The 21,312-nt window shown below is 73.7% G+C and carries 6 protein-coding genes; 3 read left to right on the top strand and 3 right to left on the bottom strand.

Going from position 1 to position 21,312, the window contains the following annotated elements:
• Positions 1 to 186: 186 nt before the first annotated feature.
• On the bottom strand, positions 187 to 1,056 hold the full coding sequence (locus ACWDBB_RS28170) for an LLM class flavin-dependent oxidoreductase (protein WP_449792256.1): 870 nt from the start codon (positions 1,054 to 1,056) through the stop codon (positions 187 to 189).
• Positions 1,057 to 1,324: 268 nt separating this feature from the next.
• On the opposite strand from ACWDBB_RS28170, the gene ACWDBB_RS28165 reads away from it, so the two are divergent.
• Entirely contained in the window at positions 1,325 to 1,480 is a 156-nt protein-coding gene (locus ACWDBB_RS28165; RefSeq protein ID WP_449792290.1) for an ROK family protein, read from the top strand.
• Positions 1,481 to 1,764: 284 nt separating this feature from the next.
• Positions 1,765 to 3,195, top strand: coding sequence for a hypothetical protein (locus ACWDBB_RS28160; RefSeq protein WP_449792255.1), 1,431 nt, complete (start codon positions 1,765 to 1,767; stop codon positions 3,193 to 3,195).
• Between the two features lie 744 nt (positions 3,196 to 3,939).
• On the opposite strand, the gene ACWDBB_RS28155 is transcribed toward ACWDBB_RS28160, so the two are convergent.
• Both ACWDBB_RS28155 and ACWDBB_RS28150 read right to left on the bottom strand, forming a co-directional pair.
• Positions 3,940 to 4,818 (bottom strand): nuclease, encoded by an 879-nt coding sequence (locus ACWDBB_RS28155; RefSeq protein WP_449792254.1) that lies wholly within the window; start codon positions 4,816 to 4,818, stop codon positions 3,940 to 3,942.
• 206 nt (positions 4,819 to 5,024) lie between these two features.
• On the bottom strand, positions 5,025 to 6,194 hold the full coding sequence (locus tag ACWDBB_RS28150; protein WP_449792253.1) for a cytochrome P450 family protein: 1,170 nt from the start codon (positions 6,192 to 6,194) through the stop codon (positions 5,025 to 5,027).
• 849 nt (positions 6,195 to 7,043) lie between these two features.
• On the opposite strand from ACWDBB_RS28150, the gene ACWDBB_RS28145 reads away from it, so the two are divergent.
• On the top strand, positions 7,044 to 21,312 hold a 14,269-nt coding region (locus tag ACWDBB_RS28145; protein ID WP_449792252.1), incomplete at its 3' end, for an SDR family NAD(P)-dependent oxidoreductase.

Genomic DNA, 21,312 nt, shown 5'->3' with positions numbered 1-21,312 from the left:
TGTTCCCGCCAGTGCGGGATTCCGACCTGACGGACGGCTTCTCCGGAGGGCGCACTTCGACACCGTGTTCTTCGCCTGTGCCCCGGACGGGACGAACCGGCGGGCGCCGAACGGGACCCGGGGTGCCGTCCGGTGAGCGAGCCGCACACCGGCGGAGCCCCGCCCCCTGACCTGCGGCGCGGTGGCTCAGCGGCCGAGTGCCGCCATCACCTCGCGCAGCTGCGCGAGGGGCTCCGGGCCGCAGATCCGCAACACCACCGTCTGCGCGCCCGCCGCCCCGAGCGCGTGGAGCGCCACCACGGCCTCGGCCCCCGTGCCACCGGCCGCGAACGTCGCCGAGGCGTCGCGCCCCAACCACTGCGCGTGTCCGGCGACGGCGTCCCGCAGGGCCGGTGCTGCCGCGTCTCCCACGCCGAGGAAGGTGAACACGGTGATCGTGTGGTCCGGGCCCGCGCCGCCGCGCTCCGCGGCGGCGCGGACCGCGCGCAGGTCCTCCGGGCCGTGGCCCTCGGCCACGAGTGTGCCCTGCGCGGCACGGCCGGCCAGCTCCAGGGACTTGGGCGAGACGACCCCCGCGATCACCGGCGGCACCGAGTCCTTCGCGGGCGGGTGGACCAACTCCACCCCCTCCATGTGCAGTTCACGCCCGTCCACGGTGACGCGCTCGCCGCGCAGCAGACCGCGTACCGCGGTCAGGGTCTCCTCCAGCAGCGCCAGCGGTGACCTCGGGGCCACACCGACCTGGCGCATCCACTCCCGCACCCCGTGACCGATCCCGGCCACCAGCCGACCGGGGAACACCCTGGCCAGGGTCGCCACCTCCATCGCCAGCAGCGCGGGGCTGCGCAAGGGTGCCGGCGCGATCCCGATGCCGACCCGCAGTCGCTCGGTCGCCCCGAGCGCCACCGCCGCCGCCGAGACCCCGCCGTTCCACCCGAGGTCCTCGACGACCCACAGATCGTCCACCCCCAGCGCCTCGACCTCCCGGGCGAAGGCGGGCAGCCCGGCCGGATCCCAGGAGCGGTCGTACATCACACCGATACGAAAAGCCGTCATGGACCGCCAAGCTACCGCCAGGCACCACCGAACGCAGTACCCCGGCCCGAGGTCGATCCGATGCGACCGAACCCGAGCCGCGGGATGTCGGCCGGTCGTGGTGACGTCATGGTCCGAGACTGCAGGTTCCGGCCTTTCGCTCCCCGACGGGCCGTCCCGACTACAGGGCCAGGTCCGCCAGCGCCCGCGAGTCCTCCGGCCGGCCCGGCGGGTGCAAGAGGAAGGACAGCGCCAGCACGGCCGACGCTCCGCCGACGAGTTCGGGCACCTGCCGATCGAGCCGGGCGGCCCCGACTGCGCCTGCGGCAACCGGGGCTGTGTGGAGGCGCCGGCCTCCTCCGATGCGGTGCCGCACACGTTCCAGAAGGCCGGCGGCCGACGCGACACGCGGGGTTTCTCGGGTTACCTCGCTACCTCGAAGTGACCAGACCAGGGTATCTAATGACGTTTTGTCATGATTTTCAGTCGGGTGTCCTGTGGTGCTGATGTCTTGTCGTTCGGGCGGTGCGGGGCGCTTCGTTGTGAGGAGAGGTGAAACTGCGGATGGGTGCTCGTACGCGTGGACAGGGCGATCTGCCGTGGTACCGGGTCGGCCGTCAGCGGCCCGTGGCCGTGTTCGACAGGGACCTGGTCGGTGGGACGATCCCGGTTGGTGCCGTCGTCGCGTCCGATCCGGCCTGCTCGGGTGGACGGCGTGGGGAGCGTGGTGTGGGAGTGGCGTCGGTGGGGGGTGCGCTGCTGTCCGGTATGGCGCTGCTGGCGGCCGCGGCTCCACCGGCGGCCGCCGCGCCGGTGGGGGCCGTGCAGGTGCAGGCACAGGGGGCTGATCCGTCGCAGACCTTCACCTTCACCGGCGCTTCGCAGACCTTTACGGTTCCGGCGGCGGCGGTGGTGACGATCATCGCGGACGGCGCGGGTGGCGCCGACAACACCGGCACCTCCTGTTCCGTCACGGGGGCCGGTGGGACGGGGGCGCGGGTGGTGACCACGCTGCCGCAAACCACCGCGCCGACGACTTTCACCGTCAACGTCGGCGGCACCGGTGGCAAGGGCTGCAACGGCACCGGGATCCCTGGGGCCGGCGGGTTCAACGGCGGCGCCCCGGGGGGGAGTTTTCCGCTCGCTGGTTTCCAGTTCGAAGGCCCGGGTGGGGGAGGGGCCTCCAGCGTCAGCACGGGTGGCTCCCTGCTGGTGGTCGCCGGCGGCGGCGGTGCCTCCGGCGGCACCGGAGCGGGCTCCACGGGAGGGAACGGAGGAAGCGGCGGGACAACGCCGGACGCCACCGGCGGTACCGCGGGAACCGCCACCGGCCCCGGGGCTGCGCCGGGGCAGGGCGGGGGCGGTGGCAGCACCAGCACCAGTACCGGGGGAGCCGGCGGGATCTCCGGCACCGTTCCACTGTGTGCGGTCACGAACGGCGCTCCGGGGAGCGGGTTCTCCGGTGCCACGGTCGGTACCGGCGGCGCCGGGGGCAGGTTCGACGGCGGCTGCGCCGCCACTGCCATCGCTGGCGGCGGCGGCGGTGGGGGCGGGTACTTCGGCGGCGGGGGCGGCGGCAGCGGCGCCGTCAACGGCACGGGCACCTCGGCGGGTGGGGGCGGCGGTGGTGGGGGCAGCAGCTTCGCCACCCCTACGGGTACCGGCACGAGCTATGCGCTGTCGACGATCGGGACGGCGAACCACAACGGCCAGGTGACCATCACCTACACGCTCCCGTCCTTGACCATCACCAAGACCCACACCGGGCACTTCACCCAGGGGCGGGACGGGACCTACACCATCACCGTGGGCAACGCCGCCGGGGCCGCCCCGACCGACGGCACCACGGTCACCATGCAAGACACCCTCCCCGCGGGGCTCAAGGCGGACAGCATCAGCGGTGCGGGCTGGACCTGTGACCAGGGCACACTGACCTGCACCCGTAGCGACGTCCTTCCCGCCGGGAGCAGTTACCCGCCCATCACGCTGCAGGTCGACGTCTCCTGCAGGGCCGACGACGAGGTCACCAACGTCGCGGTTGTCACCGGGGGCGGCGACACCACCCCTCACACCGCCACCGACCCCACCAGGATCAAGCACCACAAGCACGACGCGCACGACAAGTACGACATGCGCTGTGACCGCAACGAGCACTGGTAGACCGACCAACCCCGGGTTCGCCTCCACCGGCCCGCGACCACCGCGCCGCCGTCCGGGCGGCCGCGACGACCGGGTGACCGCGACGACCCGTGAGACCATCGCCAACGCGATCGTCGGGCGCCGGTAGGCGACCTTTCGAAGCACGACCCGCGCCAGCGGGCCCGCCGTACCTGGCTGACGGCAGAACACCGAAGGCGCCGGCCACCCAAGGTGGTCGGCGTCTTCGGCATGTCGCGTGGTGGGTCAGAGCTGCTTCACAGTGGTCTTGGTGGTGGCCGGGACGAAGGCGTCGACGTCGACCCTGCCTGTGGCGTCCGGAGCCGGACTGGAACCGCTTCTACCGCCGCCTGCTCGCCTACCTCGCCGCTGGCGGCACCCTCGACGGCCCGGCGAACCGCACAGGCGGAAGTGCCGACCCGGCCTTCAGCCCCGGCACCTGGCTGCGAAAGCAGGACAAGGCCCGCACTGAAGGGAAGCTGATCGACCAGCAGACCGCACTCCGCCCGCGTCCGCGTGACCGTCCCGGCCGGCACCTCGGCGTCATCCCCCCGGGCCCGGCGCGACGACCGGCCCAGCCCCAGGACCACCCGCGGTGTCACCGGACATCCCGACCCGCGGTGAACACCCCGCCCCATCGGGTGCGGAGCGTGCCGGGACCGGGAACGAACAGGTGGGCTCTCGGCCGGATGGTGACCCCCGGCCGGGCGGACGACCCACCCGACGCCCCGCGCGTCGTCATCCCCCTCACTTCTCGACGAAGACGATGTCGTCGATCCGGGGGCGGAGCTTGATCGTGTCGCCGATGACGTCGATGATGCGGTGCAGGCCCTTGGTCGAGTCCCTTTGGTCGGAGAGGAAGTACTCGTCGTCCCCGCCGGCGAGGAAGGCGGGGAGGTGGTCGAGGGACGGTCCGAAGAGCCGCAGGTAGTCGGCCAGGCGTCGGAACAGCTTCGGCATGACGACCAGGTGGTCGGTGAGGGAGCTCAGGTCCTCGATCGTGGCGCCGCTGTGGGTGACGTCGTTGGCCCAGATGCTTTCGGGGGCCTTCTCGGCCCGCGCCTTCTGGGCGGTGGCGGCCATGTCGAGGCGCAGTTCCTTCGGCAGGTTCTTGTAGAACGTCGGGTAGACCAGGCCGCGGGAGAGCAGTTCGTGGTTGGCGGTCTGGTGCAGCATCGGCACGTCGACCCTGAGGACGGCCCCGCTCTCGGCGTCCGGGATCGGCGCACCCTTGCCGATCAGGGCGACGCAGCGCCCGTAGGTGTCGGCGCCGCCGGTGAGGATGAATCCGGCGACGGTCTCCGGGGAGGCGGAGGTGACCTTCTCGTCCGCCCCCTGCTCGACGTCGGTGAAGCCCAGCCAGGTCAGCAGGGCGTCCCGGGCGGCGTGCGCGCCCAGGTCGAGCGGCTGGTGCACGAAGTCGGGACCGACGCCCAGGTAGTGGGTCTCCAACGCGTCGATCCCGTCCAGCCGCAGGCTGGCGCCACCGTGGTCGTCCGTCTTGACCCTGTGGTCGCCGGGGAGTTGGGACCAGACGGTGATGTCGTCGGGAAGGAAGTGGACGGTGTCACCGTCCGGTTCGAAGCCCTTGATCTGGTAGCGGCCCTTGATGAGCGTCATGGCCATGGGTTGCCTCCCGTAGTCGAGTCGCGACCCATTGTGATGCTCTTCGTGGGCAAACGGCGGAACCGTGCGGTCGGCGCGTTGACCGGGTGGTGTTCGCCGTGCCGGTCGTGCCGCAGGCCGAAGGTGGTGAAGGGCCGTCGGTCGTGTCGTGCCCCGACCGGTCGGTCCCGTCCGGTTCCCGCGCCTGCGGTACGAGGGGCCACGGATCACCAGGTGACCGGCAACGCCTGCAGGCCGCGGAAGACCAGTTCCGGCACGTAGGTGAGTTCGGACTCGTCGACGGCGAGGCGCAGTCCCGGATACCGTTTCACCACGGACCCGATCGCCACCCGCATCTCCCGGCGGGCCAGTACCGCGCCGAGGCAGAAGTGCGGCCCGTGCCCGAAGGCGAGGTGCGCTGCCGGTCCTTCGCGCGTGATGTCGAAGCGGCCGGGATCCGGGTACACACCGGGGTCGCGGTTGGCCGCGACGATGACCGGCAACACCGGTTCGCCCGCCCCCAGTTCGACGCCCTCCAGATTGACGGGCTCGGTCGTGACCCGGACCTCGGCCGAGGTGAAGAGCCTGCTGTAGCGCAGTAGTTCGTCGACCGCCGGTCCGATCAGGTCCGGTGACGACCGCAGCAGCGCGAGTTGGTCCGGGTGGCGCAGCAAGGTCAGCAACGAGTTGCCCAGCTGGTTGACGGTCGTCTCGTGGCCGGCGATCAGCAGGCCCTCGAGGTTGGCCAGCAGCTCGGGTTCGGTGAGGTGGTCGCCCTCGTCGTTGGCGGCGACCATCGCCGAGATCAACCCGTCGTCCGGCTGCGCCCGCTTGTGACGCACCAGGTCGGCGAGCCAGTCCTGCATCTCGCCCTGTGCGGCCCGCAGTTCGTCCGCAGTGATGTTCGTGACGAACAGCCGCCTGGTCCACCTGCGGATGGCCTCCGCCTCGGAGTAGGGCACGCCGAGCAGCTCGCAGATGACCATCAACGGCAGTGGAGCGCAGAGGCCTGCCACCAGATCCGCGGTCGGGTCGAGGGAGTCGAGCAAGGAGTCCACGATGGACTGCACGCGTGGTTCGAGCTGATCGACCATGCGCGGGCTGAACGCCTGCGACATCAGCTTGCGCAGGCGGCCGTGGCCCTCGCCGTCCTGGCTGGAGATCAGGAGCGGGTCGGAGGCGACGGACAGTTTCAGCGGGCTGCCCGGAAGTGTGGCCGCCTCCCGGCTGAACCGGCTGTCGCTCAGAACCTGGCGCACCGCCTTGTAGGAGAGGGCGAGCCAGACGTCTGCCGGACCCATCGTCGCGAGGACGACCGGAGCCTGCGCGAGCAGAGCCTCGGCTTCCGGCTCGTTGTCGAGGTGGTGTGGTGTGGTGAGGGGGAACGTGGCCTGCATCGCTGCCTCCTGACTGGATGTCACCAGGTCCGGGTGCGGGGTTCCGGGCGCGAACGGCCGGGATCGATGCACGGATCGGTGACAGCTGGGTTCTATGCCGCTGGGTTCTGTGCCGCCGGGGGGCGGTGGCGCCTCGCGATCTCTCGACGTCGGTGGGGGCGAACGGTTCGGCCGGAGCCGTCGGCGGCGCCGGTGGCCGGTTCGCCCGATCCGGGTGGTGATCGTCGTGCGGAGGTTTCCCGGGGGCCGGATGACGGTCGAGGACGTTCTTCTGCGCGAGTGCGAACGGGATCCTAGGGCGTTGTCACCGGCGGCGTCGAGGGTTCCCATGAATTCGGCCGGGGCGCGACGGTGCAGGGCGTGGGCGAACTTCCTGACCGCGCCGGCGGGTTCACCGGCAGGTTCGCCGGCTGACACTGCGACGGGCCGTCCGTGAGAACTGGCGCGTTTCATAGAAGACACGGGACGGATCTCGCCACGGTGCCTCTTTCGTGCAGGCATATGACGTTGTGATGTGCCTCCTTCGAGACAGCCTTCGCCCGGCCTGTGGCGAGGGCGTGGTGTTGCTGCCATGCTCAGCTGCGCGGCGGAACGATCATCGCCTCGGCCCCTACGCTCAGTTCACCAGTGCATCTCCTCGAATCGCGTCGCCGACGCTGTCGCTCTCGAGGACCGCTCCACTGATCCACAAGCCCGAAGCGCGGGCGAGTCCGGGTTCGGACAGCACCCGGTCGCCGGGCCGCCCGCGTGCTCGATGATCCGGCCGCTCGCACGGCCGGAGCCGCACCATCGGGACTGCTACGGAAACACCGCCTTCCTTCATCCCCCGGCTCACGAGGTGTCGATGTGATGCGCTTCCCCCTGGATTCGGACGCTGATCGTGTCGCTGTCATCGGAATGGCGGGCAGGTTGCCGAAAGCCCCGGATCCGGAGGCTTTCTGGCGACTGCTGTGCGACGGGGCCGACGCGATCACCGCGCCGCCCGTGGGCCGGCAGGGCGTGCGGCACGGCGGTTACCTGGACCGGGTGGACGGCTTCGACGCGGCGTTCTTCGGTGTGTCCCCCCGTGAGGCCGTCGGCATGGACCCGCAGCAGCGCCTCATGCTCGAACTCGCCTGGGAGGCCCTGGAGGACGCCCGGATCGTGCCGAGCACGCTGACGGGCGGCCCGACGGGGGTGTTCGTCGGCTCGATGTGGGAGGACTACACGTCCCTGGCCTACCCCGGCCACATCACGCCGCACACGCTGACCGGCACCAACCGGGGCGTCATCGCCAACCGGGTCTCGCACTTCCTCGGTGTGCGCGGACCGAGCATGACGGTCGACACGGCCCAGTCGTCGGCGCTGGTCGCGGTGCATCTGGCGGTCGAGAGCCTGCGCCGCGGCGAGTCGGCGCTCGCCCTGGCCGGCGGGGTGAACCTCAACCTGACCGCCGCCCGCGAGGAGGGAGCGGCGGAGTTCGGCGGCCTGTCCCCGGACGACCGCTGCTTCACCTTCGACGCCCGGGCCAACGGCTTCGTCCGCGGCGAGGGCGGCGCCTTCCTCGTCCTGAAACCGCTGGACCGGGCCCTGGCCGACGGGGACCGGGTCTACGGCGTCATCCGGGGCAGCGCGGTCAACAACGACGGCGCCACCCGGAGCCTGACCGTACCCAGCGCGCAGGCCCAGGAACAGGTCATCCGCGAAGCACTGGCCCGCGCCGGCGTGCGTCCTGCGGACGTGCAGTACGTGGAACTGCACGGCACCGGCACCGCCGTCGGCGACCCCATCGAGGCCGCCGCCCTCGCGGCGGCCTACCGCGACCCGGCCGAGTCCGGCGACGCCGACAGCGCCCTGCGGGTCGGATCCGCCAAGACGAACGTCGGCCACCTGGAAGGCGCCGCGGGCATCGTCGGTCTGCTCAAGGCCGTCCTCAGCGTGCACCACCGCGCACTGCCGCCGAGCCTGAACTACGAAACCCCCAACCCCGGCATCCCCCTCGACGCCCTGGCGCTGCGGGTCCAGACCGCTCTGACCCCCTGGCCGCGGCCGGACGCGCCCCTGCTCGCCGGTGTGTCGTCGTTCGGCATGGGCGGCACCAACGCGCACGTGATCGTCGAGCAGGCGCCCGACGCGGCTGACGCGGCCGCGCCGCCGGCCCGGCGGCCCGCCCCCGAGGCCCGGCCGGCGCCGTGGATCGTCACGGCGCGGACCAAGCAGGCGCTACGAGCGCAGATCGGGCGCCTGCGCGAACACGTGCGCAGCCACCCGGACCTGACCGACGCCGAGGTCGCGCACGCGTTGGCCACCACCAGGACCCGCTTCGCGCACCGCGCGGTCCTGCTCGACTCCGTCCAGGTCGCCGCCGACCGGGCCGGAACCCCGGGCCGCACCGTCTTCGTGTTCCCAGGCCAGGGCGCGCAGTGGGTCGGCATGGGCCGGGAGCTGTACGCCGCGTACCCCGTCTTCCGGGCCGCCATGGACGAGTGCGCCCAGGCCCTGGCCCCGTACACCGACTGGTCCCTGGCCGATGTCCTGGACGGCGCCCCGCTCGACCGCGTGGACGTCGTGCAGCCCGCCCTGTTCGCGGTGATGGTGTCCCTGGCGGCACTGTGGCGGTCCTTCGGGGTCGAGCCCGACGCGGTGGTCGGGCACTCGCAGGGCGAGATCGCCGCGGCACACGTCGCGGGCGCGCTGTCGCTGTCCGACGCGGCCCGGATCGTGGCACTGCGCAGCCGCGCGCTGGTGGCGCTGACCGGCCGGGGCGGCATGGTGTCCGTGGCCCTGTCCGCCGAGCGGGCCGAGGACTACGTGTCGCGCTGGGGCGGCGCGCTGACGGTCGCCGTGGTCAACGCCACCGGCTCGGTCGTCGTGTCCGGCGACACGCAGGCCCTGTCCGAACTGGTCGAGTCCTGCGCGGCGGACGGTGTCCGCGCCCGCGTCGTCCCGGTGGACTACGCCTCCCATTCCGCGCACGTCGAGGCGATCCGCGAGCGGCTGCACACCGAACTGGACGGTGTGCGGCCGCGGCAGGGCAGCATCCCGTACTACTCCGCGGTCACCGGCGGCCTCCTCGAGGACACCACGGAGCTCGACGCCGGCTACTGGTACCGCAACCTGCGCGAGCCGGTCCGCTTCGACCTGGCCACCGCCGCACTGCTGGCGGACGGGCACGGCGTCGTGGTCGAGGTCAGCCCGCACCCGGTGCTGCTGCCCGCCCTCGAACAGAGCCTGGAACAGGCCCGCGAGCGGACCGGCGTGCCCGGCGTCGCCATCGGCACGCTGGGCCGTGACCGGGGCGGGCCGGACGCCTTCCTGACCGCGCTGTCCCGGCTGTTCGTGGCCGGCGTGCCGGTCGACTGGTCCCCGGCCGTCGCCGAGGCCGCGCCGGTCGACCTGCCCACGTACGCCTTCCAACGGCGCTCGTACTGGCTGCCCGACGCGCCGGCCGGGCAGAGCGGGCGGACCCCGGCCGGACCGGGGGCACACGCGGCGCGAACCACCGCGCCCGGTCGGCCGGACGGCGGCCCGGAGACCCGCGACACCGGGGCGGGCGGCACGGACCCGGGCGACCCCGAGTCGGGCGACACGGCCGCCGTGGTCACCGCGCAGATCGCGCTCGTGCTGGGCCACGAGAACCCCGCGGACATCGATCCCGCGCTCACCTTCAAGGACCTCGGCTTCGACTCGGTCACCGGGCTCGAACTGCGCAACCGCCTGGCCGGCGCCCTCGACCGGCGACTTCCCTCCGGTCTCGTCTTCGACCACCCGACGCCCGCGGAGCTGATCGACTGGCTGCGCACCGGCCCCGGCGGCCGGCCGGCCCCCGCCGCCCAGGCCGCCCACGACGACCCGGTCGTCATCGTGGGGATGGGCTGCCGCTTCCCCGGCGGGGTGGCCTCGCCGGACGACCTGTGGCGGCTCGTCACGGAGGGCGTGGACGCGATCGGCGACTTCCCGGACGACCGCGGCTGGGACCTGGGCGGCCTGTACGACCCGGAACTGCGCGGCGCCGGCACCACGTACATCACCCGGGGCGGGTTCCTGGAGGAGGTGGCCGGCTTCGACGCTCCGTTCTTCGGCATCTCGCCCCGCGAGGCGCTCGCCATGGACCCGCAGCAGCGGCTCGTGCTGGAGACGGCCTGGGAGACCTTCGAGCACGCCGGGATCGACCCGGCCTCGCTGCGCGGCAGCCACACCGGCGTGTTCACCGGCGTCTGGTCGTCCGGTTACGCGACCGGGCCGGGCCTGCCGGAGGACCTGGAGGGTTACCTGTTCACCGGCGTCGCGACCAGCGTCACGTCCGGCCGGGTCGCCTACCACCTCGGACTGCGCGGTCCGGCGCTGTCCGTGGACACCGCCTGCTCGTCGTCCCTGGTCGCCGTCCACCTGGCCGCCCAGGCCCTGCGCGCGGGCGAGTGCTCGCTGGCGCTCGCCGGCGGTGTCACGATCATGGCGACACCACTGGGCTTCACCGAGTTCTCCCGCCAGCACGGCCTCGCGGCGGACGGCCGCAGCAAGCCCTTCGCCGCCGCGGCCGACGGCACCAGCTGGGCCGAGGGCGCCGGCCTGGTGCTGCTGGAACGTCTGTCGGACGCCCGCCGCAACGGCCACCGGGTGCTGGCGGTCGTCGCGGGAAGCGCGGTCAACCAGGACGGGGCGTCCAACGGCCTGACCGCGCCTAACGGTCCGTCGCAGGAGCGGGTGATCCGTCAGGCCCTCGCCAATGCCGGGTTGGAGGCGTCCGAGGTGGACGCGGTGGAGGCCCACGGCACCGGCACCACCCTGGGCGACCCCATCGAGGCCCACGCCCTGCTGGCCGCCTACGGTCAGGACCGGGTGGAGCCGTTGTGGCTGGGGTCGGTGAAGTCCAACATCGGCCACACCCAGGCCGCCGCCGGCATCGCGGGCCTGATCAAGATGGTCATGGCGATGCGGCACGGCGAACTGCCGCGAACCCTCCACGTGGACGCCCCCTCCCCGCACGTCGACTGGGCCTCCGGCGGCGTCCGGCTGCTCACCGAGGCCCGGCCGTGGCCGGAGCACGAGCGCCTGCGCCGCGCCGGCATCTCGGCCTTCGGCATCAGCGGCACCAACGCCCACCTGATCATCGAGCAGTCCTCCGAGCCCGACCCCGGCCACCTTGCCGAACCCGCCGGCCAGGCCGCCCCCACCGTTTGGCTGCTGTCCGCGAAGAGCGACGCCGCGCTGCGCGCCCAGGCCGAGCGGCTGCACGCGTACGCGACCGCCCACCCCGACGTCCCGGCCGCCGCGATCAGCCGCGCACTGGCCGCCCGCACCCGGTTCGAGCACCGGGCCGCGGTGGTCGGCGCCGACCGGGACGACCTGCTCTCCGGCCTGGCCGCGCTCCCGCAGGGACTGCCGGGCCTGCCGGCCCGTACCGGCGGGACCGTGTTCGTCTTCCCCGGACAGGGGGCGCAGTGGGCGGGCATGGGCCGTGACCTGTACGAGCAGTCCGAGGTCTTCCGCGCCGGCATCGACGCCTGCGCCGCCGCCCTGGCCCCGTACACCGACTGGTCGCTGGTCGACGAACTGCGCCACGGCTCGCTGGACCGCGTCGACGTGGTGCAGCCGGCCCTGTTCGCCGTCATGGTGGCGCTGGCCGACCTGTGGCGGTCCCACGGCGTGCGGCCGGACGCCGTGGTCGGCCACTCCCAGGCGGAGATCGCCGCCGCGTACGTCGCCGGCGCGCTGTCGCTGCGGGACGCCGCCAAGGTCGTGGCGCTACGGTCCAGGGCACTGGCCGCCATCGCCGACCGGGGCGGCATGGTGTCCCTCGCGCTGTCCGTCGAACAGGCCGTCGGCTACCTGGCCCGCTGGGGCGAGCGGCTGACCACCGCCGTGGTGAACGGACCCGCGGCGGTCGTGGTGTCCGGCGGCCTCGACGTGCTGGACGAACTGCTGGCCGCCTGTGAGGCCGACGGCATCCGCGCCCGCCGCCTGCCCGTCAACTACGCCGCCCACTCCGCCCAGGTCGAGGCGATCCGCGAGCAACTGCTCGCCGAACTGGCCGACATCACGCCCCACTCGGCGGCGATCCCGTTCTACTCCACGGTCACCGGCGAGCCGGTCGACACCTCCGCCCTCGACGCCGACTACTGGTACCGCAACCTCCGCGAACCCGTACGCTTCGACCTGGCCACCCACCGGCTCACCGCCGACGGCCACGACCTGTTCCTGGAGGTCAGCCCGCACCCGGTGCTGGTGCCCGCGCTGGACGCCGCCGCCACCGGAACACTGCGCCGCGACCACGGCGGCCTCACCGAGTTCCTCGCCGCGGCGGGACGCCTCTACGCCGCCGGAGCCGACGTCGACTGGACGCCGCTCCTGCCCCGCACCGCACCCAGGGCGGACCTGCCCACGTACGCCTTCCAGCGCGAGCCCTACTGGGTGACCGCGACCCCGCCGGTGCCCCGCGACGACTGGCGGTACGAGGTGGCATGGACACCGGTGAGCGGTACCGCGGCCCCGGTGGACCCGGCTCGCTGGCTCGTCCTGGCCGCGACCGGGCACCCGTGGGCCGAGGCCCTGCGCGAACGGGGCTTCGCCGTGGCCGACACCTGGGACGCGGCCGACACCGGGGACGCCAGGCCCGGCCCGGACGGTGTGCTGTCGCTGCTGGCGCTGGACGAGGAGCCGCACCCCGACCACCCGGTGCTCCCGGCGGGCCTGGTCCGCACCCTGGACCTGGTCCGCACCCTGGACCCGGTGCGCGGCCCGGACCCGGTGAGGACGGCGGCCGTCCCGCTGTGGTGCGCGACCAGCGGGGCCGTGAGCACCTCGGGCACCGACCCGGTCACCAGCCCGGCCCAGGCCCTGGCGTGGGGCACCGGCGCGTCCGCGGCGCTGGAGTTCCCGCACGGCTGGGGCGGCCTGGTCGACCTTCCCGCCGTGCCCGACGAGGAGAGCGTGAACGCGCTGCTCGTCGCGCTCGCCGACACCGGCGAGGACCAGGTGGCGATCCGCGGCACCCGGCGCTTCGCCAAGCGGCTGCGCCGCAAGGCCCCATCGGGCCCGGCCGCGCGGCCCTGGCGGCCGCGGGGCACGGTGCTGGTCACCGGCGGCACCGGCGCGCTCGGCGGACACGTGGCCCGCCGCCTCGCGCGGCAGGGCGCGGAGCACGTCGTGCTGGCCGCCCGCCGCGGTCCCGACGCACCCGGCGCGGCCGGCCTGCGCGACGAACTGGAGGCAGCCGGGGCGCGGGTGACCGTGGCGGCGTGCGACGTGGCCGACCGGGACGCCCTGCGGGACCTCGTCGAGCGCGTCGGAGACATCCGCGCGGTCTTCCACACCGCCGGCGTGATCAGGGCGACCAGGCTGGCCGACACGACACCGGCGGAGTTCGCCGAGGTCGTCACGGCCAAGGTCGCCGGGGCGGCGAACCTGGCGGAACTCCTGCCGGACCTCGACGCCTTCGTCCTGTTCTCCTCCACCGCGGGCGTGTGGGGCGACGGCCACGGCGCGGCCTACGCCGCCGGCAACGCCTTCCTCGACGCCCTGGCCGCACAGCACCGAGCCCAGGGCCGCGCCACGACCTCCGTCGCCTGGGGCATCTGGGCCGAAGGCGGCATGGCGGCCCTGGAGTCCGTGCAGCGCCAGCGCACCCTGCTCGGCCTCGGCGAACTGGACCCGGGCCGGGCACTCGACGCGCTGCAGGACGTCCTCGACCACGACGAGGCCCTCGCGGTCGTCACCGAGGCCGACTGGGCACAGTTCGCCCGCGCCTACACCCACGCGCGGCCGAGCCGGCTGCTGCGGGACCTGCCCGAGGCCCACAGCCGGCCGCAGGCCCCCCGACCCGCGCCTCCCGCCGGCGGCACCGACCTGCTGGAGCTGATCACCACCCACGTCGCCGGGGTGCTGGGACACGCCACCCCCGAACGGCTCGACCCCCGGCAGGCGTTCAAGGACCTGGGCTTCGACTCACTGACCTCGGTGGAACTGCGCAACCGCCTGACCGCCGCGCTCGGGGTGAAACTGCCCGCCACCCTCGTCTTCGACCACCCCACCCCGGCACGGCTGGCCGCCCACCTGTCCGGCGAGTCCGGCGAGCAGGACGCGCCGCGGGCCCCGGCCCCGGCCGCGACGGACGAGCCGATCGCGGTCATCGGCATGGGCTGCCGCTTCCCCGGAGGCGTCGGCACCCCCGAGGACCTGTGGCGGCTGGTCGCGGACGGCGTGGACGCGATCGGCGACTTCCCGGCCGACCGGGGCTGGGACATCGACCGCCTGTACGACCCGACGGGAAGCCGCCCCCGCACGTCGAGCACGTCCCGGGGCGGCTTCCTCGATGCCGCCGGCGACTTCGACGCGGCGTTCTTCGGGATATCGCCCCGCGAGGCGCTCGCCATGGACCCGCAGCAGCGGATCCTGCTGGAGACCGCGTGGGAGACCATCGAGTACGCCGGGATCGACCCGACCACGCTGGAGGGCACACCCACCGGCGTGTTTACCGGCATCTGGTCCACCGGCTACGCCGCCGGGCCGGTCCCCGACGACCTGGAGGGCTACCAGGTCACCGGCACCGCGTCGAGCGTGGGGTCCGGCCGGCTGGCGTACCAGCTGGGCCTGCTCGGCCCGGCACTGTCCCTGGACACCGGCTGCTCGTCGTCCCTGGTGGCCCTGCACCTGGCCGCTCAGGCGCTGCGCTCGGGAGAGTGCTCCTTCGCCCTGGCCGGCGGCGTCACCGTCAACGCGGCCCCCACGCTGTTCACCGAGATGTCCCGGCAGGGGGCGAGCGCGCCCGACGGCCGCAGCAAGTCCTTCGCCGCCGCGGCCGACGGGGCGGGCTGGGCCGAGGGCGCCGGCCTGCTGCTGCTGGAACGCCTGTCGGACGCCCGCCGCAACGGCCACGAGGTGCTGGCGGTCGTCCGAGGCTCTGCCACCAACCAGGACGGCGCCTCCAACGGCCTGACCGCGCCCAACGGCCCCTCCCAGGAGCGGGTGATCCGTCAGGCCCTCGCCAATGCCGGGTTGGAGGCGTCCGAGGTGGACGCGGTGGAGGCCCACGGCACCGGCACCACCCTCGGCGATCCCATCGAGGCCCACGCCCTCCTGGCGACCTACGGCCGGGACCGGGTGGAGCCTTTGTGGCTGGGATCGGTGAAGTCCAACATCGGCCACACCCAGGCGGCGGCCGGCGCGGCCGGCCTGATCAAGATGGTCATGGCGATGCGGCACGGCCGACTGCCGCGGACCCTCCACGTGGACGCGCCCACCCCGCACGTCGACTGGGCCTCCGGCGCGGTCCGCCTGCTCACCGAACCGGTCGACTGGCCCGAGAGCGGGCGGCCACGGCGGGCCGCCGTCTCCGCGTTCGGCATCAGCGGCACCAACGCCCACGTCATCATCGAGCAGAGCATCCTCGAACAGCCCGCCGAGGCCGACCCCGCCGCACCCTCTCCCCGGGGCCGCGCGGACGACCAGGTCCTCTGGCCGCTGTCGGCCAGGTCCGAGGCGGCGTTGCGGGAGCAGGCGCGCCGGCTGGGCGCCTTCACCGCCGCGCGTCCCGAGGTGAGCCCGGCTGCGGTCGGAGGCGCCCTGGCTGCCCGCACCGTGTTCGAGCACCGGGCCGTGGTGGTGGGCACCGCCGCCGCCCTGGACGCCCTGGCCGAGGGCGGTACGGCGCCGGGTCTGGTCACCGGGACGGCCCGCCCGCTGGGTCGTTCGGTGTTCGTGTTCCCGGGGCAGGGTGCGCAGTGGGTCGGTATGGGTGGGGAGTTGTACGCCTCGGAGCCGGTGTTCCGGGAGGTGGTGGACGCGTGTGACGCGGCGTTGGCGCCGTACACGGACTGGTCGTTGGTGGAGGTGCTGACGGGCGGTGGTTCGCTGGAGCGGGTGGATGTGGTGCAGCCCGCCCTGTTCGCGGTGATGGTGGCGCTGGCGGAGCTGTGGCGTGCCCATGGTGTGGAGCCCGATGCGGTCGTCGGGCATTCGCAGGGGGAGATCGCGGCGGCGTACGTGGCCGGCGCGCTGTCCTTGGAGGACGCCGCCAAGGCGGTCGCCCTGCGCAGCAAGGCCCTGGTCGCCCTGGCCGGACACGGCGGCATGGTCTCGGTCGCGCTGTCCGCGGACGACGCCGCCGGCTACCTGGGCCCCTGGGGCGACCGGATCACCGTCGCGGTGGTCAACTCCGCCTCGACCGTCGTCGTGTCCGGCGAACCCGGGGCCCTGGACGAACTGCTGGCAGCCTGCGCCCGGGACGGCATCCGTGCCCGCGCCATCCCCGTCGACTACGCGGCGCACTCGGCGCAGGTCGAGACGGTCCGCGAGCAGCTGCTGACCGACCTCGCGGACATCCGGCCCCGGCCCGCGGCGATTCCCTTCTACTCCACGGTCACCGCGGAACCCGTCGACACCTCCGCCCTCGACGCCGACTACTGGTACCGCAACCTCCGCGAACCCGTACGGTTCGACCTGGCCACCGCCCGGCTCACCGCCGACGGCCACGAGGTGTTCGTGGAAGTCAGCCCGCACCCGGTGCTGGTGCAGGACCTGGACGGCGTGGCGACCGGCACCCTGCGCCGCGACCAGGGCGCCATCGGGGAATTCCACACCGCCCTGGCCCGCCTCCACGTCCAGGGCGTCGCCGTGACCTGGCCGCACGACCGCCCGCACGGCGTCAGGCTGCCGGGCTACGCCTTCCAGCGCAGCACCTACTGGCTCACCCCCGCGGCCGGCGACCACGGCACCGGGCACCCGCTGGCGGGCACCACCGTCGAACTGCCCGACGGGGGCACCGTGCACAGCGGCCGCGTCTCCACCCGCACCCACCCCTGGCTGGCCGACCACGCCGTCGACGGCACGGTCCTGCTGCCGGGCACCGCCTTCCTCGAACTCGCCACCCTGGCCGGCGGGACCGTCGACGACCTCGTCCTGCACCTGCCCCTCGCGCTCTCGGACACCCCCACGGACATCCAGATCTCGGTCGGCGCCCCGGACGACGCGGGCCGCAGCCCGGTCACCGTGCACTCCAAGGGCGCCGACGGCTGGATCCGCCACGCGTCCGGAACCCTCGGCGGCCAGGTGACGGCCGGACGCCTCGACTGGCCCCCGAGGAACGCCCAACCCGTGGACCCCGAAGGGTTCTACGCCTTCCTCGCCGGACTCGGATACCAGTACGGACCCGCGTTCCGGGGCGTGCGGGAGTTGTGGCAGGGCGAGGACGAACTGTACGCCGAGGTGTCCGTCCCCGACGGCGCCGGCTTCGGCATCCACCCCGCGCTCCTGGACGCCGCACTCCAGCCGCTGATCCTGCTCAGCCCCGACACCCGGGTCCGGCTGCCGTTCTCCTTCTCCGGCGTCGCCGTACACACCACCGGTGTGTCGTCCGCCCGGGTCCACCTGGCCCGCACGGGCACCGACACCTACCGCGCGACACTGACCGACCTGTTCGGCGAGCCGGTCGCGGACATCACCGCGCTGACCGTCCGTCCGGCCGCCGAGGCCCGGGCCGCGGTGCTGCACACCCAGTGGGTGCCCCTCACCGCGAGCACACCGACCGAGGTGGTGCCGAGCCCGGTGCTCACCGCGGAAGCCGACGCGGACTCCGTGCACGCCCTCGTCCAGCGGACCCGCGCGCTCGTCCAGGACTTCCTGGCCGAGCAGCCGGAGCGGGCGGCCGCACGCCTGGCCGTCCTGACCCGCGGCGTGGCCGGCGCGGCCGTACGCGGCCTGGTCCGCAGCGCCGCCGCCGAGCACCCCGGCCGGTTCGTCCTGGTCGACATGGGCGACGCCTCCGAGGAGGACGCGGTCCGGGCCGCCATGACAGCCGGCGACGAACCCGAAGTGGCCCTGCGCCGCGACGGCGTCCTCGTGCCGCGGCAGGCCAGGTACGCGCCGGAACCGACCGCCCCCGACGGCGCGTACCGGCTGAGCGAGTCCGGCACCGGGCAACTGGACGACCTGGCCCTGCTGCCCTGGCAGGAGGCCGCGCTGGAACCCGGACAGGTACGGGTCGCCGTACGCGCGGCCGGCCTGAACTTCCGCGACGTGCTCATCACCCTCGGCATGTACCCGGACCGGCCCCCGTTGGGCGGCGAAGGGGCCGGCACCGTCCTCGAGGTCGGCCCCGGCGTCACGGCCTGGCGGCCCGGCGACCGCGTCATGGGACTGATGCCCGGCGCCTTCGGGTCGCGCGCGGTCGCCGACCACCGGCTCCTGACGGCGATCCCCGACGGCTGGAGCTTCACCGAGGCGGCGTCGGTGCCCGTCGCGTTCACCACCGCCTGGTACGGGCTGTTCGACCTCGGCGAACTGCGCCCCGGCGACCGGGTCCTGGTTCACTCCGGCGCGGGCGGTGTGGGCATGGCCGCCATCCGGTTGGCCCTGAACAGCGGTGCGGAGGTCTTCGCCACCGCGAGCCCCGCCAAGTGGGACACCCTGCGGCGCCTCGGACTGGCGGACGACCACATCGGTTCGTCCCGCGACACCCGCTTCGCCGACCGGTTCCCGGCCATGGACGTCGTCCTCAACTCGCTCGCGGGAGAACTCACCGACGCCTCCCTGCGGCTGCTCGCCGACGGCGGACGGTTCGTCGAGCTGGGCAAGACGGACGTCCGCTCACCCGAGGGCCTGATCTACCGGGCCTTCGACCTCAACGACGTCGACCCCGCGCGGCAGGGCGACATCCTCTCCAGGGTCGTGGCGATGGTCGCCGACGGGACGCTGGAGCCGCTGCCGGTCACCGCCGCGGACCTGCGCCAGGCCGTCGACTCCTTCCGGCTGATGAGCCAGGCCCGCCACACCGGCAAGATCGTCCTCACCGTCCCCCAGCCGATCGACCCCGACGGCACCGTGCTGATCACCGGCGGCACCGGCACCCTCGGCCAGGCCGTCGCCCGCCACCTGGTGTCCCGCTACGGGGTACGGCACCTGCTGCTCGTCAGCCGCGGCGGCGGCGCGGTGCCGCACCCGGAGGCGCAAGGGGACGTCGACGTGCGGGTCGTGGCCTGTGACGTCGCGGACCGGGACGCGCTGGCGGCCGTCCTGGACTCGATCCCGGCCGAGCATCCGCTCACCGCCGTCGTCCACGCGGCCGGCGTGCTCGACGACACCGTCATGGAACGGCTGACCGCGGAGCAGCTCGACCGGGTGCTGCGTCCCAAGGTCGACGGGGCCTGGCACCTGCACGAGCTGACCCGCGAGCACGACCTCGCCGCCTTCGTGCTGTTCTCCGCGGCCGCGGGTGTACTCGGCAACGCCGGCCAGGCCGGCTACGCGGCCGCGAACTCCTACCTCGACGCGTTCGCCGCACACCGGCAGACCCTCGGACTGCCCGCCGTGTCGATGGCCTGGGGCTACTGGGAGCAGGAGAGCGGCATGACCGCCCACCTCACCGCGGCCGACCGCCAACGCCTCGCCCGCAAGGGCATCCGCCCCATCAGCGTCGAACGCGCCCTGGCCATGTTCGACACCGCGCTGGCTGCCGGACGTCCCGCGCTGACCACGGCCGACCTCTCGATGCCGCAGACACTGCCGACGCCCAAGGCGCCCGCGTCGGACCTGCTGTCCCTGGTCGCCGCCCACACCGCCACCGTCCTCGGCCACTCCGACGCCGCCGCGATCACCCCCGGACTCGCCTTCCGCGACCTCGGCTTCGATTCCCTGACCGCCGTCGAACTGCGCAACCGCCTCGCCGGCGCCACCGGCCTGCGGCTGCCCGCGACCCTCGTCTTCGACCACCCCACCCCCGCCGACCTCGCCGACCACCTCGCAGCAGAACTCTCCGGTGAGGGTGCGGATGTGGTGCCGGTGGTGCCGGTGGGTGGAGTGGGTGTCGGGGCTGATCCGGTGGTGATCGTGGGCATGGGGTGCCGGTTGCCGGGTGGGGTGGGGTCTCCGGAGGAGTTGTGGGGCCTGGTGTCGGGTGGGGTGGACGCGATCGGGGCGTTCCCGACTGACCGCGGGTGGGACGTCGAGGGGTTGTTCCATCCGGATGCGGATCACCCGGGGACGTCGTACACGCGGTCGGGTGGTTTCCTCGCGGACGCGGCGGGGTTCGATGCCGACTTCTTCGGGATCTCGCCGCGTGAGGCGTTGGCGATGGATCCGCAGCAGCGGGTGCTGCTGGAGACCGCGTGGGAGACCTTCGAGGACGCGGGGATCGATCCGACGTCGTTGCGGGGCAGCCGGACGGGCGTGTTCACCGGCCTGTGGTCCTCCGGCTACGTCGGCAGCCCCGACCAGGCACCGCCCGACACCGAGGGCTACCTCGCCACCGGCATCTCGCCGAGCATCACCTCCGGCCGGGTCTCCTACCTGCTGGGCCTCCAGGGCCAGGCCGTGTCCGTCGACTCCGCCTGCTCCTCGTCCCTGATGGCGATCCACCTGGCCGCGCAGGCACTGCGCTCGGGGGAGTGCACACTCGCCCTGGCCGGCGGGGTGACCGTGAGCGTCACCCCCCTGCAGTTCACGGAGTTCTCCCGCCAGCGTGCCCTGGCCCCCGACGGCCGGTGCAAGCCCTTCTCGTCGACGGCCGACGGCACGGCGTGGGGTGAGGGTGCGGGGTTGGTGCTGCTGGAGCGCCTGTCGGATGCCCGCCGTAACGGCCACCGGGTGCTGGCGGTCGTCCGGGGCTCGGCGGTCAACCAGGACGGGGCGTCCAATGGGCTGACCGCGCCCAACGGCCTCTCCCAGGAGCGGGTGATCCGTCAGGCCCTGGCCAATGCCGGGTTGGAGGCGTCCGAGGTGGACGCGGTGGAGGCCCACGGCACGGGGACCACGCTCGGTGACCCGATCGAGGCGCAGGCGCTGCTGGCGACGTACGGCCGGGACCGGGTGGAGCCGTTGTGGCTGGGGTCGGTGAAGTCGAACATCGGCCATACCCAGGCGGCGGCCGGTGTGGCCGGTGTGATCAAGATGGTCATGGCGATGCGGCACGCCGAACTGCCGCCGACGCTGCACGTCCAGGAGCCCACGCCGCACGTCGAGTGGGACACCGGTGACATCCGGCTGCTGACCGAGGCCCGGCCGTGGCCGGAGACGGGGCGTCCCCGCCGCGCGGGCATCTCGGCCTTCGGGGCCAGCGGCACCAACGCGCACGTCGTCATCGAACAGTTCCCGGAGGAAACCGCCGGACAGCCCGCCGCGGACGACTCCGCGGAGCCCACCGTGTGGC

It is taken from the genome of Kitasatospora sp. NPDC001095, from assembly GCF_053598615.1.
The sequence above is the reverse complement of the archived record's forward strand: the minus strand, read 5'-3'. Positions and strand labels throughout refer to the sequence as shown.